This window comes from Photobacterium frigidiphilum (assembly GCF_003025615.1).
Lineage (GTDB): Bacteria > Pseudomonadota > Gammaproteobacteria > Enterobacterales > Vibrionaceae > Photobacterium > Photobacterium frigidiphilum.
Window position 1 is genome coordinate 33,386 of record NZ_PYMJ01000022.1, and the last position, 16,145, is coordinate 49,530.

At 40.5% G+C, this 16,145-nt stretch carries 12 protein-coding genes; 5 read left to right on the forward strand and 7 right to left on the reverse strand.

Features of this window, described 5'->3' with window-relative positions; all coding sequences use genetic code 11:
* The first annotated feature begins 155 nt into the window (after positions 1-155).
* Positions 156-2,153 (forward strand): HAMP domain-containing methyl-accepting chemotaxis protein, encoded by a 1,998-nt coding sequence (locus tag C9J12_RS18920; RefSeq protein WP_107244130.1) that lies wholly within the window; start codon positions 156-158, stop codon positions 2,151-2,153.
* Between the two features lie 160 nt (positions 2,154-2,313).
* On the opposite strand, the gene C9J12_RS18925 is transcribed toward C9J12_RS18920, so the two are convergent.
* From C9J12_RS18925 to mglB, 4 genes are all read right to left on the reverse strand, one after another.
* Positions 2,314-4,047, reverse strand: coding sequence for a methyl-accepting chemotaxis protein (locus tag C9J12_RS18925; protein WP_107244131.1), 1,734 nt, complete (start codon positions 4,045-4,047; stop codon positions 2,314-2,316).
* Positions 4,048-4,122: 75 nt separating this feature from the next.
* Positions 4,123-5,133 carry a galactose/methyl galactoside ABC transporter permease MglC gene (gene mglC / locus C9J12_RS18930; protein WP_107244132.1) on the reverse strand — a complete coding sequence of 337 codons (1,011 nt, stop codon included), beginning with the start codon at positions 5,131-5,133 and terminating at the stop codon, positions 4,123-4,125.
* Positions 5,134-5,145: 12 nt separating this feature from the next.
* A complete protein-coding gene (gene mglA / locus C9J12_RS18935; RefSeq protein ID WP_107244133.1) occupies positions 5,146-6,657 on the reverse strand; it encodes a galactose/methyl galactoside ABC transporter ATP-binding protein MglA in 1,512 nt (503 codons plus the stop codon).
* A 66-nt stretch (positions 6,658-6,723) separates the two neighbouring features.
* Positions 6,724-7,701 (reverse strand): galactose/glucose ABC transporter substrate-binding protein MglB, encoded by a 978-nt coding sequence (gene mglB, locus C9J12_RS18940; RefSeq protein WP_107244134.1) that lies wholly within the window; start codon positions 7,699-7,701, stop codon positions 6,724-6,726.
* Between the two features lie 833 nt (positions 7,702-8,534).
* Here mglB and C9J12_RS18945 point away from each other — a divergent pair.
* The gene (locus C9J12_RS18945) at positions 8,535-9,020 is read left to right on the forward strand and encodes an acyl-CoA thioesterase (RefSeq protein ID WP_107244135.1); all 486 of its coding nucleotides are present in this window, start codon (positions 8,535-8,537) and stop codon (positions 9,018-9,020) included.
* A 206-nt stretch (positions 9,021-9,226) separates the two neighbouring features.
* Here the strand turns inward: C9J12_RS18945 and uxuA are convergent, their stop codons facing one another.
* The 3 genes from uxuA to C9J12_RS18960 all read right to left on the reverse strand — a co-directional run bounded on the left by uxuA (position 9,227) and on the right by C9J12_RS18960 (position 12,446).
* Positions 9,227-10,411: a mannonate dehydratase gene (gene uxuA / locus C9J12_RS18950; RefSeq protein ID WP_107244136.1), complete on the reverse strand. Its 1,185-nt coding sequence runs from the start codon at positions 10,409-10,411 to the stop codon at positions 9,227-9,229.
* 161 nt (positions 10,412-10,572) lie between these two features.
* Positions 10,573-11,361, reverse strand: coding sequence for an FCD domain-containing protein (locus C9J12_RS18955; RefSeq protein ID WP_107244137.1), 789 nt, complete (start codon positions 11,359-11,361; stop codon positions 10,573-10,575).
* Positions 11,362-11,462: 101 nt separating this feature from the next.
* Positions 11,463-12,446: a TRAP transporter substrate-binding protein gene (locus C9J12_RS18960; protein WP_107244138.1), complete on the reverse strand. Its 984-nt coding sequence runs from the start codon at positions 12,444-12,446 to the stop codon at positions 11,463-11,465.
* A 299-nt stretch (positions 12,447-12,745) separates the two neighbouring features.
* Here C9J12_RS18960 and C9J12_RS18965 point away from each other — a divergent pair, with 299 nt between their 5' ends.
* From C9J12_RS18965 to C9J12_RS18975, 3 genes are all read left to right on the forward strand, one after another.
* Entirely contained in the window at positions 12,746-13,255 is a 510-nt protein-coding gene (locus tag C9J12_RS18965) for a TRAP transporter small permease (RefSeq protein WP_107244139.1), read from the forward strand.
* A gap of 25 nt (positions 13,256-13,280) precedes the next feature.
* Positions 13,281-14,582, forward strand: a complete 1,302-nt coding sequence (locus tag C9J12_RS18970) for a TRAP transporter large permease (protein WP_107244140.1) — start codon at positions 13,281-13,283, stop codon at positions 14,580-14,582.
* Positions 14,583-14,664: 82 nt separating this feature from the next.
* Complete coding sequence (locus C9J12_RS18975) at positions 14,665-16,128, forward strand: fructuronate reductase (RefSeq protein WP_107244141.1); 1,464 nt, start codon at positions 14,665-14,667, stop codon at positions 16,126-16,128.
* Positions 16,129-16,145: the final 17 nt, after the last annotated feature.

The following is a 16,145-nucleotide window of genomic DNA, read 5'->3' on the forward strand; positions in this document are numbered from 1 at the left end:
CAACTGATTTGGTCTATAAAGCAGCAAAAACTTTTTATACGCACTCGTTTAGAACTATATGCCATTTAGATCGTATTTGATAAAACGGTCATTCCTAATTGACTAATTTAACATTATATTAACCATGACTTTACTGTAAATGGATTTACGATGTTATGAAATTATCGATTGCACGAAAACTCAGACTGAGCTTTTTGTTGGTTACAACCCTCTTTTTATTCTCTTCTGTCGCACTGTATAAGTTGGTATCCCAAGTAGAAACCAATGCCAACTCCTTGCTAAACGTTGACTTGCCCACAGTCGATGCTAGTCGCTCTCTACAGCAATCGGTACAAGCTTCGATGTCATCGGTTCGGGCTTATATGTTACTTGGCGCAAATAAAAATACCGCGGCTGAATTACAAAGCGAACTCGCAAAAACAATTGCTTCGGTTGACGTATTATTACCAACACTACAAGCACATTTAACCTCAGAAAATTATGACCAAATAGACCTACAGTGGAAAAGCCTAGTCAATGCACAAAGCGAGATAATGCGCATCAGTCATACTGAAGATAATCTCCCCGCTCACACCTTGTTATTAAATGAAGCGGCACCTATTGCAGAAGTCGCGCTTGACCAACTTCAAGGCTTGTTAAATGAAGAAGAAAATAATCCTTTTGGCGGTGATAGAAAGCGCTTAATTAAAGTCTATGCCGATAGCTATAATTCGCTAGCGAACAGCCTTAGTGTACTGCGTGATTTTTTATTGTATGGCGAGCAAGAGTACTCAGACAAATACAATGATTTAATTATCAGTCATAAAAAATCAGTCGCTGAAATAAACGCTAAAATCGACCGCTTAAGTGAAAGTGATGTGAATTTGTGGCGACTATTTGAAGAGATGCAGAAAATGTACCTCCCATTAGCAGATCAAGTTATCGCATTGCGCCAAGCACCAGATTGGAACAAAGCGAACTTCATGATGACCAATAACGTCATTCCAATCGCCACCCAACTTGAATTATCACTCGAGAAAATAGTACAAAACCAACAAACAATCGCACAGGCAAGCGGCTTCGCCATCAATACGAGTGTTGCCAATGTTATATGGATGCTTGTGGTTACCGCCATTATTGCAAGCTTGAGCGCCTTTATTATTGCGACATGGTTAGGCCGTAATATTGGCTTACGGCTAAGTATTATTGCTAAACGTGCAGAAGATATTTCCCTCGGTGACTTTTCAGGCCGCCCACTGAAAAATAGTGGTTCAGATGAACTGGCAACATTAATGGTTACAGTAAACCGTATGACAGAGTCGCTCTCTTCTTTAGTCCAAGGCGTTTCAAACAAAGCCGATGACGTTGATTCAAGCATGGCGAGTTTACTTAATATTAATGCTAAAACAGCCAATGAAACACAGAATCAAGCAAATAAAGTGGGATCTATGGCAACAGCCATTGAAGAGCTTTCTGTCACAACAAATGAAACGGCTCAAAACACACAAGATGTCTCTGCAAGCGTGCAGACGTCGACAAAATACTTAACCAGTGGTGAGCAAGCACTCACTCAAAATAAGCTAACCGCCGAAGAACTTCATCAATTAATTGAAAGTGCCAGTGGCATGGTGCACAGTTTAAGTGAAGAAAGTAACCGTATAGAGCGAGTGACCGAGGTAATAGAAAGCCTTGCACAGCAAACGAATCTGTTAGCATTAAATGCAGCAATCGAAGCCGCAAGAGCTGGCGAGCAAGGCAGAGGTTTTGCCGTTGTTGCCGATGAGGTTCGATTATTGGCACAACGTACAACAGACTCGACCACAGAAATTAATAGCATTGTTGAAGCAATTCAAAGCTCAACCGTACAAGTAGTTAAGGTTATTGGCGAGAGTCAAAGGTTAGTACAAACAGGCGCGCAGCAAACGTCCACAGCCAGTAATATGCTGCTTGAAACCATTAATCAAATGCAGGATGTTTCGCAAAAAGTCAGTGATGTTGCTGTGGCTACCGAACAACAATCTTCGGTTTCACAATCATTGGCAGATATCGTTCATCAGCTATCAGATTCTGCTAATGACGTCTCCAATAATTGTGACGACGCAAATACCACATCACAAGAAATCAAACATAAAGTGGTCGATTTAAATAACGAAATGGCAAAATTTACGGTGTAAATCGGCTTAATATCGAGTTACAAAACAAATAAAAACCAGCCCTACTCCTACAATTCAGTAAGAGTGAGCTGGTTTCTTTCTATGTTTAATAAATAAGTGGATGTTCTAATACTTATACCCAAGTTACCTCAAGCTGCTCGTTTCAGCGAGAATTCACACATTACGCCAGCTTAAAGTGCTCAACAACCTCGACTAATTGCGCTTTCGTTTCCGCTAGTTGAGCTGTACTCAAGCGTGTTGCTTTACCGCTTTCATCTAGTTCTGCAATCATGGTTTGAATCGCTTCCATATTACGAGAAATCTCGTTTGTCACGACACTTTGCTCTTCAGCAGCAGTAGCTATTTGGGTATTAAGCGAGTTGATATCAGCAATCGATACGGTCATGGCATCTAACGATACAGTGCTTTGTGCTGTCGCGGCGGCAGAGGCTTGGCAACCTTGCTTCGTTTTTTCCATTGCCGATACAACAGAACTCGTGCCTGACTGCAGCTTCGTTAGCATCTCATTAATTTCTTTAGTGCTTTTTTGGGTTTGATCGGCTAATGCTCGCACTTCATCGGCAACAACCGCAAAACCTCTGCCTTGCTCACCCGCCCTCGCGGCTTCAATCGCAGCATTTAACGCCAGTAAATTGGTCTGTTCAGCGATGCTACCTATTACCCCTAACACACTGCTAATTTTACCAATATCTAGATTTAAGGTATGGATAGAGCCAGACATATGCTCAACTTCATTCACTAAAGCTTCGACACTCTGTACTGACTGCCCAACTAACGTTTTGCATTGTTCAGCCTGCTGCGTTGATTGTTCTGTTAACTGTGCTGCTGATAAAGCACTTTGAGCGACAGAATCGGCCGTTGCACTCATTTCTGTAATCGCCGCGACGGCTTGTTCGGTCTCAGCGACATGCGTCGCCATTAAAGATTGGTTATGTTCTGCATGTGCAGAAATTTGCCCTACTCCATCACCCAATATTTTGGTCGAATCTGATACACCTAGCATGAGCTTCTGTAAGCTTGCCGTAAATTGATTTATCGCCCCTGCTATCTGACCAAGTTCATCTTTGCTATACACATCTAATCGGTTGGTAAGATCCCCTTCTCCCCCCGCCAAATCAGTGACAACGTCACGAAGCCCAGTTATAGGGCGATAAGCTATATTCACCAACACAATACTAATGATAATGATCACCACGCCAGCGATAACCAATGCCAAAGTAATCGCATTGTTAAGCACACTCGTATCCTGCTCGATAAAGGCTTTATCAATATAACCCGTTAACAACCAAGTCTTATCACCCACCGCCACGGGGTATTCCGCTTTAATTAAATCACCTGACACTTTATTACTGAATAATGATGTACCAGTCTGATCGGTTAACTCAAGATAGCTACCTTTAGATGTCGAATTTTCTAGCAAGGTTTGAATATCACCCAGATCAATAAAGAAAATATCACCTCGTCCATTGGCTCCCGGCTTGGTCACTGTAATCACAGTCTTGCCTTGATCAGTAAAGATATCACTAACGGTTACCTTATCACCCGCAGCCTTCACCATAGACACTAATGGTTCAGTAATCGTGGGATCAGTCACCGTGCCAGTATCAGTAAAAACCATCCCTTGAATGATTTTATTGATGCGATAGAAGCCAGACTGTTCCTGTAACTCTGCTAACCCTGATGAACTTGTATCTATATTTTCAGCGAGTAAGACTTTATTTTTAATATCACCAGAAAGCTTATCACGCACCAAATTAAGCTGATGGTTTATATTGTTAATGCTGTTATCGTTAATATACTGACTAATATAATAATTCACGCTTAAATATGACGTTGATACTGCAAGAGCAATAATAAACCCAAATAATGCGTATATTTTACCTTTAAAAGACATACGTTGAATTCCTATTTCAATTAAACGAAAAAAGGCAAAGAGCGATTAGCTCTTTGCCTTTGTCGTTACTTATTATTATTTTTTGTTTGCATACTTCATTGAATCAAGCGCTACTGCGAAAATAATAATGCCGCCTTTAATAATGTACTGCCAGTAAGGGCTAACACCAATATACGTCATTCCGTAGTTAATAACGGTAAAGATTAATACCCCTGTTACAACACCTGCAACACTTCCTACACCACCCGCAAATGACACACCACCCACTACACAGGCAGCAATGGCATCAAGTTCGTACATGAAACCAAGGTTGTTAGTCGCACTACCAATTCGCCCCGCTTCTAACATGCCGCCAAATGCGTAGAACACACCCGATAAGGCATAGATTTTAAGCAGTGTGATCGGCACGTTAACACCCGATACTTTTGCCGCTTCTGGATTCCCCCCAATCGCAAAGATGTTCTTACCAAAAACAGTTTTATTCCATATAATCCAGACAAATATGATGGCAATAATGGCGTAAAACGTAAGGTACGATAATCTAAAATCACCAAAGCGAATAAAGCCTTGAGCAAATTCAGAAAAACGCTCATCAAAACCAGCAACCGGTGATGCCCCTACGGAATCAAAGTATAGTGAGTTAACACCGTATACCATGATCATTGAACCCAGTGTGGCGATAAACGGGGTCACATGTAAATACGCAACGATAATGCCGTTAATCAAACCGATTAGCGCCCCCACGGCACACACAACGATAATGACGCCAACAATTGGGATTTCACCAACATTGGGAAAAACCTTATTAACGTTATCTGCCGCTTGAAGCAAGGTAGCCGATAATACCGCAGCCAAACCTACCTGACGACCTGCTGATAAATCAGTACCTTGGGTAACAATAAGCCCTGCAACACCCAATGCAATAATAATACGTACAGATGATTGGGTAAGAATATTACTCAGGTTTCTTAAGCTTAAAAAGCTTGGTTCTTGAATAACTATAATTGCCAATAAAATAAATAGTACCGCATAAATGCCCCCTTCTTTGAGGTAGCGCATCATGCTGAGTTTTTTTAAAGTTTCCATTAACTCTAATCCTTAAAGATAACGAGAGGCCAAACCGAGAATTTCATTCTGTGTGGTATTTTTTGTTTCTACGATGCCAGCAGCACGACCATTGCTCATCACGAGTATGCGATCAGTAATACCTAAAAGTTCAGGCATTTCAGAAGAGATAATAATTATCCCTTTATTTTTATTGGCCAATTCTAATATCAGTTGATAGATTTCAAATTTCGCACCAACATCAATACCCCGCGTTGGCTCATCTAACATTAATATTTCAGGGCCAGTTAATAACCAGCGCCCAATAATGATTTTTTGCTGGTTCCCACCAGATAACGAGCCGATCATGGTTTTATGCGACGGTGTTTTCACACTCATGGCATCGATTACCCACTGAGTATCGCTTTTCATTTTTCGGTTACTAAGTAGCCCAAAGCCTTCTTTATATTGTTCAACATTCGCTACCAAAGAATTAAATGTAATATCGAGGTTGCTATAAATCCCAGTAGAGCGTCGCTCTTCTGTCACTAACGCAAAACCATTATTAATGGCTTCGTGGGCGTCTTTATTCTTTAGGTGTTTACCATGCAAAATAATATCGCCGCTGCTACGTTCACGAATACCAAATAATGTTTCTACAATATCGGTTCGTTTCGCGCCCACCAATCCAGCAATACCTAGAATTTCACCTTTGCGGAGTTCAAAGCTAACATCTTGAACAGAGGGTTGATTCAACGCCGTTAAATTCTTCACAGCTAAAATGGTTTCTTTCGGCGTATTTGTTTTTTCAGGAAATCGCTGCGTTAATTCACGTCCAACCATCATACCGATGATTTGATCCATGGTTAAACCTTCTAACGGGCGTGTATCAACCCAAACACCATCGCGTAAAATGGTAATTTCATCGCAGATTTCAAATATTTCTTCCATCTTGTGAGAAATATAAACAATGCCACAGCCTTTCTCTTTTAGCTTTTTAATGATCTTGAATAGGTGATTAACTTCTTTTTCAGTTAATGACGATGTTGGCTCATCCATAATCACAATTTTTGCGTCATAAGAAAATGCTTTTGCAATTTCTAACATCTGCATTTGAGATACAGATAAGGTCGCGACTTTTACATTAGGGTCGATATCAATATCGAGTTCTTCAAATACTTTTTTAGTTTCTTCATACATTTTTTTTTGATCAACAAAGAAACCTTTTGTCGGATAACGGCCAAGCCAAATATTATCCATAACGGTACGCTGCAGAACCTGATTTAGTTCTTGGTGTACCATAGAAACACCAGCTTCTAGCGCTTCTTTTGATGATGAAAAATTAATGCTTTTACCTAAGAAAACGATATCCCCTTCGTTTTTCTCATAGATCCCAAATAAGCATTTTAATAACGTCGATTTCCCTGCTCCATTCTCACCCATTAATGCATGAATAGAATGCGGGCGTACCTTCAAGTTCACTTTATCGAGAGCTTTAACCCCAGGGAACTCTTTACTTATTCCTGTCATTTCTAACAGAAATTCATTTTTATTTATTGTAGTCATAACGGCATTAACCAGAAGGTTATAAAAGCGGGAAAAGAACGTCTCCCGCTTCTAGTTGGCAGAAAATTAGTTTAGGTTACTTTTATCAACGCCAACGTACGGTACACGTACAACTTTATTCTCTATTTTCCAATTTGTTCCTTCACCCGCAGGAAGACCATTTGCAAGGTTACGGGTTAATTCAAATGTTGCTTTTGCTTGATTACTTGCATCATTCAATACTGTGCCTGCCATTTGGCCAGAACGTACCATCGCTAATGCTTCACTCAATGCATCAACACCAAATACAGGGAGCTCGGTTTTACCTGCCGCTTTCAATGATTCTACAGCACCCATTGCCATACCATCGTTGTTAGCAATTACAACTTCAATCTTATTACCGTTAGGTCCTGAAACCCATGCGTCCATCTTATCTTTGGCCATTGCGGTATCCCACATGGCAGTATCAAGATGTAATTGTTCTGTTTTATACCCTTTTTCGTTCAATGTTTTGATTACATAACTAGAACGTGCTTCAGCATCTGGGTGTCCAGGTTCACCTTTAAGTAAAACATACTGAATAACACCATCGTTATTTAAATCCCAATTGGCATTTTCTGACCACTGCTTAGCAATCAGTTCGCCTTGAATAATGCCTGACTCTTTTGAATCTGTTCCGACATAATATGCTTTGTCGTAACTTGCTAATGCAGCCGCTGATGGTTCTTTGTTATAAAAAACAATTGGCACATCATCCATTTTTGCTTTTTTAATAATCACGGGCGCCGCCGCAGGATCTACCAAGTTTATTGCAAGGGCTTGTACACCACGCGCAAGCATAATGTCGATCTGATCATTTTGCATTGATTGGCTATTTTGCGAGTCATTCATTAACAAACGAACATCTTTGTCTTCATCTGCAACTTTCACGATAGCTTGACGAACAACGGCCATAAAGTTGTCATCATATTTGTAAACCGTAAAACCAAGCGTCGTTTCAGCAAGTGCGCTAGTACCGAAAGACATTCCAGCACATAGAGTAGCGAGTATAGTCAGTTTTTTCATCGAACTAATCCTGTCAATTATTATAGTTATACTGCTTTTGTAGGGAGAGGTTCGAGCAATATCCTCTGCTCGATTGACCTTTCTAAGCGAAGTCTACATTGATTGGAATTAGGTTTAACGTGATCGATACGGTGTTAATGTAAACGTTTCCCCAGTGTAACAATAGTTACAACTGCGTAATGTTGGTTAGTTTTACCAACTTTGTAACCGATTAATATTCATACACCTATAAATTGCCAATTAGAATAGAATTAATAAATTTATTCCCAGTAATCATAATGATAGACTTATAATTCATATAGACAAAATGCATTCACACCACAAATAACACCGCTGTTTTTCATAAAAAAACGTGGCTACTTTACAAAAAATAAGCATTACAAACAATTTAATTGATTACTCTATCATAAAGAAAAAATCACCTTTAAAACCCATGATTTTATTGAATATTAATAAATTTAATTTCCCTTCTTCTTATTAAAAAAGCACATATGACAAAATGTAAAATTTGTGACACAACTATCAATGCTGTAACACCCAGTAGATACAACCCTTTGAAAACCTTTTATATAAACATTGTAAACGTAACCACTTTCACTAATAAATCATGAATTTATCCCTCCCCCCCAGTGGAACCGCACCTTGTTACATTGAAGTTACAATCCAAGTAAAGTAAAGGCTACCGTGGCTATTTATTCCAGAAAATAGCCACTAAGCGCTTGATCTATCAGATTTGTAAAGGTGTAATAGCAAAACAAATAATTAACACTACTAATACATCTGTTTTTACATAAAATTAAATCGTATCTCTTTAAGCTCTGAGGAATAGTTGTATGAAAGGTGGACAGCGTGATGTAACACTCCGTTTTTTAGCAGAACCGAGTGACGTTAACTTTGGTGGTAAAGTCCATGGCGGGGCGGTAATGAAATGGATCGATTTAGCTGCTTATGCCTGCTCTGCCGGATGGAGTGCTAAATACTGTATTACTGCTTATGCTGGTGGGATTCGTTTTGTCGCCCCTATTCAAGTAGGTAACCTTGTCGAAGTCAGTGCCAAGGTTATTTATACAGGGCGATCTTCAATGCATATTGCGATAGATGTACAAGCAAGCGATCCTAAACTATTAGAACGCCGTCTAACTACGCATTGTATTGTCATTATGGTTGCTGTTGATGAAGACGGTAAATCAACGCCTATTCCAGAATGGATTCCACAGACCCCTGAAGATATTGAATTACGTGATTCAGCCATTAAATTAATGAATATGCGTAAAGAAATCGGGGAAGAAATGGAAGCACATGTAAAGTATTTAAAATGAATTAAAAAATGAATTAAAAAATGAATTTTGACGCCACTTTAGTATGGTGTTTAAAGGTAATCAGCAAGCCTCTTCATCATGATAAAATAAAGAGGTTTACTGAATACAAACTTGGGGGTTTTTACTACATCAGTAGACCGAAGTCTATTCTCACAACAAACAAAAAAGGCCCGATAATCGGACCTTTTCTAAAATTTATTTTATTTTCACTTTGTAAAGAATGCGCGCTTTAATGCCATTTCCAAACCTCGCACTTCAGCAAGGCCTTTTAAGCGACCTATAGCCGAGTAACCAGGGTTCGTTTTTTTGTTCAAATCATCTAACATCTGATGACCGTGATCTGGTCGCATTGGTATTAACCGTACATCACCAGCTTCATCACGGCGCTGTTCTTCTTTCAGAATTTCCATCACTACGTTATACATATCAACATCACCATCAAGGTGTGCAGCTTCATGGAAACTAAGCTGATTGTCTTCACGTTGAGTCGAACGCAAATGAGTGAAATAAATACGATCACCGTGTTGTCTAATCATATTCACTAAATCATTATCACCACGTACACCATACGAACCAGTGCACATTGTAATACCATTCATTTGGCTTGGTACTTCAGTTGTTAGCCAATCAATATCTTCAATCGTTGAAACGACACGAGGTAGGCCTAAAATTGGGCGTGGTGGATCATCTGGATGTACTGCCATTTTTAAACCGTTAGCATCACAGATTGGCATTAATTCTTTTAGAAAGTACACCATATGATCACGAAGTTTATCTTTCGTTATACCATCGTAACGATCTAGTTGGGCTTGGAATTCTTGTAATGTATAGCCTTCTTCTGCGCCAGGTAACCCTGCAATAATATTACCCGTCAGTTTAGCAATTTCGGCATCAGACATATTATCAAAATAGATTTTAGCTTGTGCTTGTTCTTCATCAGAATAAGCATCTTCGGAATTTGGGCGTTTTAAAATATGTAATTCAAAAGCGGCAAATGCAATTTGGTCAAACCGTAATGCTTTAGAGCCATCTTCCATTTCAAATTCAAGATCAGTACGTGTCCAATCTAGAACAGGCATAAAGTTATAACAGATAGTATCAATGCCGCATTCAGCTAAGTTGCGTAATGTTTGTTTATAGTTATCAATCCACAACTGGTAATTACCCGTTTGAGTTTTGATCTCTTCGTGTACCGGAACACTCTCAACCACTGACCATGTAAGGCCTTTATCTTCGATTAAAGCCTTACGAATAAGAATTTCTTCTTTCGTCCACACTTCTCCGTTGGGAATATGGTGTAACGCGTTCACAATGCCCGTCGCTCCCGCCTGACGAATATCGTTTAGAGAAACTGGGTCATTAGGACCATACCAGCGCCAAGTTTGTTCCATGACAATCACCTTTTACAGACACACTTAACCCGCTCGATAATTATTGACGAGTAAAGTATTTAAGAATTCTAATTAACTGTCACTTAGAAGTAGCAGTTCTAAATAAAGACCAACAAGGACATTGGTCTTATTTGTCGATGCCTTATATTAAGGACTCGATTTTATTTATCGTCCCCAAGAAGGACAACAGGGTTTGAGCTAAATAAATACCCATCAAAATTAGGATCGTCGATATCAGATAACTCAAGTAATCGTTGTTTTACATTTTCAAGGTGTTGCCACATGGCATTTTTGGCTGCAATAGGATCTTTCCGCTGCATTGCAGAAAGAATCTTTGCGTGATCGCCTAGCCACTCTTCGCGATAAGCCTGATCATTAATGCGAGAATGAAGCTTTTTCCACATTGGGCTTTGCTCACGTCGCGCCCAAGAATGTTTAAGCATATCCACCAGCACAGAATTCTGAGTTGCTTCAGCAATGCAAAGGTGGAATTGTTCATCACCGTTACAATTTTCAGATTCACTGGCGATTTCATTACGCTCAAGCTCAAGTGCGACTCGCATTTTCACAATATCGCTCGGTGTTACTTGAATCGCGGCAAACTCAGCAATGTTACTTTCTAGTAACTGTCTGGCTTGCAACATTTCAAATGGGCCGGCTTCATCACTAATCACATTTTCGTGGCTACTCGTTTCACTCGGAATATTAAGAACATATACCCCCGACCCCTTTTTAACTTCAACTAAATTTTCAAGTTCAAGCATAATGATGGCTTCGCGCACCACTGTACGACTCACATCTAACCTTTCGGCGATGTCACGTTCAGGTGGCAGGCGGTCACCCACACTATACTGACCGCTCATTAATTCTTGTCTCAGTACCAACCCTAATTCTTGATAAGGTCTTTTTGCTTCAAAAGGCATCATATTGATATTGTCACTATATTCCATTGCACTCTACGCCATGATAAAGACCTGAACAAATTGGTCAACCTCTTTATGGTAAAGAGTAGCAACACCTTGTTATTTTTCACTAATAACTAATCTGTCAATTATTGAACAGCTCTAATACGCTCAACAATTTCAGCTAGATCTGGGTTTGTTTCATCTAAAGCGTCATACATTGGTTGAACGGCCTCAACGAAAGCAGTTTTGTTTGGCGTAATAAATTTCACACCTAACTTTTCAGCATTCGCACGTTCTTTCGCTTCTGATTCAGCCCAGAGCTTTTTCATTAGCTCCATAGAATGATTAGCTGCCGTTTTAAGTGCAGCACGGTTTTCTTCAGACAAGCCGTCGTACGCTTTGTTAGAGATAACCAATACATCCGGTACCATTGTGTGTTCATCCAAGCTGAAGTATTTAGAGACTTCACCATGACGACTTAAGCTAAATGAAGGAATATTATTTTCTGCAGCATCAACCACACCTTGTTGTAGAGCGGTATACAACTCACCGTAAGCTAAAGGTGTCGCATTACCACCCAACGCTTGAACCATACTGATTGCAGAAGGGCTTGGTTGTACACGGATTTTTAAGCCTTTAAGGTCTTCCGGTGTGTTAATAGGCTTAGACGTATAGAAGCTACGTGCACCAGCATCGTAATACGTTACGCCAATGAAACCACTATCATGAGAAGACGCTAAAATTTCTTCACCAACCGCACCTTCTTGTACATTGTAGTAGTGTGCTTTATCACGGAATAAGTACGGTAAGTTAAATGCCGCATAAGCTGGTGCAAATGCTTCTAATTCAGCCGCATTTGTTTTAACCATATCAAGCGCGCCATTTTGCATTAGCTCCATTGACTCACGTTGCGTACCTAATTGTGCATCAGGGTAGATACGAATACGCACTTCACCATTAGTCAGCTCACGTACTTCTTTTGCCATTGAATCCATAGCTTGGTGAACGGCATGGTCACGTGGGTGGTTATGGCTCAGCTTAAATGTAGTTGCAGCAAAAGCAGAAGCTGAAGCACCAATTGTTAGCGCAGTACCGATTAGAGCTGTTAGTACACTTTTACGTATCATCATTATTATATCTCCGTGAGATTGGTTGTCCATTTCGTAGGGTATATTGGAATACGGGACCAATATTGGCGTTAAACACGTATGTCGTCAAAACAAAAATACCAATTGGTTGACCTATATCACAATAACAACCCCTGAATTGGTCAACCAATTGAATTGTGAGGCAGCTCACATGACATTTATTAACCATTACCTATAATCCCCACTAGAAACGAGTGTGTAAAAATAATATTGATTAATACTTCCTTACATTGGTTAACCAAAAATTAATTTACAGACTCCCACACACTAAGGAATTAAAGATGAATAAATTGGTTGGTTATATAAATAGAGGGTTAGCCACATTTACTGTATCTCTCTCTACCTTCCTCGTTTTCTGTGTCATCTGGCAGGTGATCTCGCGGTATGTTATTGGCAAACCAAGCACCATCACGGATGAATTAGCACGCTATCTATTTATGTGGGTTGCGCTTGTTGGTGCAGCTTATACAACAGGTCAAAAACGTCATCTTGCTATCGATTTGTTAACAATGAAATTAACAGGCAAACGAAAACTAATTAACGAAATCTTTATTCAAGCCGCCATTGCTGTTTTTGCCTTTATTGTATTGATCTACGGTGGCACTAACCTCGCACTTAAAACATTAGCTACTGGGCAGGTTACACCAGCGCTGGGTTGGGAAATGGGCTACATCTATTTCTGCTTACCCTTGAGCGGGGCATTAATGATTTTTTACTCTTTTGTTTTCGGCTTAGAAAAAGCAAAACAACTGATATCTGGTGAAGCCCAAGTAACCGCAGATCCTCAATAAAACTAATTAAAAAAGGAATTCCATCATGGAATGGCAAGTCATTCTTACTCTATTTGGTAGCTTTGCGGTTCTCTTAACGTTAGGGATCCCAGTTTCATTTGCTATTGGGCTGTCTTCTTTAGCAACCATTATGCTGAGCCTGCCACTTGAACCTGCAATAGCCGTAGTAGCACAGCGTATGGCGGCAGGTCTTGATAACTTTGCACTGCTTGCAATCCCGTTCTTTATTTTGGCGGGTAATATTATGAACCAAGGCGGTATTGCGATTCGCCTTATTAATTTTGCAAAAGTATTAGGTGGTCGTCTTCCTGGTTCTCTAGCGCATGTAAACATCATGGCAAATATGATGTTTGGATCAATTTCAGGTTCAGCGGTAGCCTCTGCGGCAGCCGTTGGCGGTACGATGTCTCCTTTACAAAAGAAAGATGGCTATGATGAGCATTTCTCTGCAGCGGTCAATATTACATCTTGCCCTACTGGTTTATTGATTCCACCGAGTAATACCTTAATAGTATTCTCACTTGTTTCTGGTGGTACATCGATTGCGGCACTATTTCTAGCGGGTTACATTCCGGGCCTGATCATGGGCTTGAGCTTGATGTGTGTTGCAGGCTTTATTGCCAAGCGCCGTGGCTACCCTATTGCGCCTAAGCCAAGTCTGGCAGAAGTGTGGGATACATTATTAAGAGCGTTACCTTCTTTAATGCTTATCGTCATTATTATGGGCGGTATTATTGGCGGTATCTTCACCGCAACCGAAGCATCGGCTATTGCAGTGGTATATACCTTTATACTTGCCGTAATTGTTTACCGTGAAGTTAAAATAAAGCAGCTTCCAGCCATCATCTTAGAATCAGCAGTGACAACCTCAATTGTTCTACTGTTAGTGGGTGCATCAATGGGCATGTCGTGGGCAATGGCTAACGCCGATATCCCTTACATGATTGCCGACGCATTACTGGCTGTTTCTGATAATCCACTCGTTGTCTTATTAATTATCAACCTTATTTTATTAATTGTTGGTATCTTCATGGACATGACACCAGCAGTACTGATCTTCACTCCTATCTTCTTACCTATCGTATTAGATTTAGGCATTGATCCTGTGCACTTCGGTATCATGATGACGTTTAACCTTGCTATTGGTATTTGTACTCCGCCTGTAGGCAGTGCGTTATTCATTGGTTGTTCAGTTGCAAATGTATCGATTGATAAGATCATCAAACCATTATTACCTTTCTATGCGGCACTGGTTATTGCGCTAATGGCTGTAACCTTTATTCCTCAATTGAGCCTATTCCTACCTGGTTTAGTTTTAGGTTACTAAGCAATTATCAATTCACTAGAACGTCTCAATTAATATATTTCTCATCGGTAATAAACCGGTGAGAAAATAAAGGAAATACAACATGTCAAATATTGCTAATACTGAAATCAATGCGCAAGTTATCCGTTCTAATTACGATAGAACTGCCCTTAAGAGCCGTATCGTTCATTTAGGTTTTGGGGCATTCCACCGTGCTCACCAAGCGTTATTCACAAGTGAAATGTTAGAAAAAAACGGTAGTGATTGGGGGATTTGTGAAATTAACCTGTTCGGTGGTGAAGTTCTTATCAAGCAACTGCGCGAGCAAGACCACTTATACACGGTGGCAGAAAAAGGTGCCGACGCGACTACAGTGAAAATGGTCGGTTCTGTGACTGAATCTCTGCATCCTGTACTTGACGGACAACGTGCCGTACTTGAAAAAATGGCAGAAGAACAGGTTGCTATTGTATCAATGACGATTACAGAAAAAGGGTATTGTGCCGACCCTGCCACAGGTCGTTTAGATAAAAACAATAGTCTAATTAAAGCGGATTTAGCTAACCCAAGCGAGCCAAAATCTGCCATTGGTTACATTGTTGAAGCTTTGCGCATTCGTCGTGAACTAAACATCAACCCCTTCACAGTCATGTCTTGCGACAACGTGCAAGAAAATGGTCATGTTGCCCGCGCAGCAGTGTTAGATTTTGCAATGCTAGTAGATAAAGAGCTTGCTGGTTGGATTGAAGCTAACGTAACTTTCCCATGCACTATGGTCGATCGTATTGTGCCAGCGGCAACTGCTGAAACATTAGCTGAAATCACAACCTTAGTCGGTGTTGAAGACCCATGTGGTATCGCTTGTGAACCATTCAGACAATGGGTTATTGAAGATAACTTCGTCAATGGTCGTCCTGAATGGAACATCGTGGGCGCTGAATTCGTTACTGATGTTGTGCCTTTCGAAGAAATGAAGCTGCGTATGCTCAATGGTAGCCACTCTTTCTTAGCCTACCTTGGCTATTTGGGGGGCTACGCGCACATCTCTGACACCATGACCAATGAAAGCTACCGTAAAGCAGCTTTCGACATGATGATGAAAGCACAAGCACCGACCCTAAACATGCCTGAAGGCACCGATTTAGAAGGTTACGCAAACCTGCTTATCAACCGCTTCACCAACCCAAGCCTGAAGCACCAAACATGGCAGATCGCGATGGATGGTAGCCAAAAGATCCCTCAACGTATGGGTGGCTCATTACGTTTCCACCTTGACGCTGGTTCTGACTACAAATGGCTGGCAATGGGCATTGCAGGTTGGATGACATACGTCAGCGGTTCTGACGAAAAAGCGAACCCGATAGATGTTCGCGACCCTATGGTCGACCTATTTAAAGAGATCTACCAGCAACACGGTATTAATGCTTCTGTGGTTAAAGCACTTCTGGGCATTGAAGCAATCTTCGGCACCGATCTGATTAAGAACGAAGAATTGGTTACAGCTGTAACCGACGCTTATCAGCTAATAATCACTGACGGCGCTCGTGCTGCGGTTGCATCTCTTTAATTAATTCTATCCCTTCG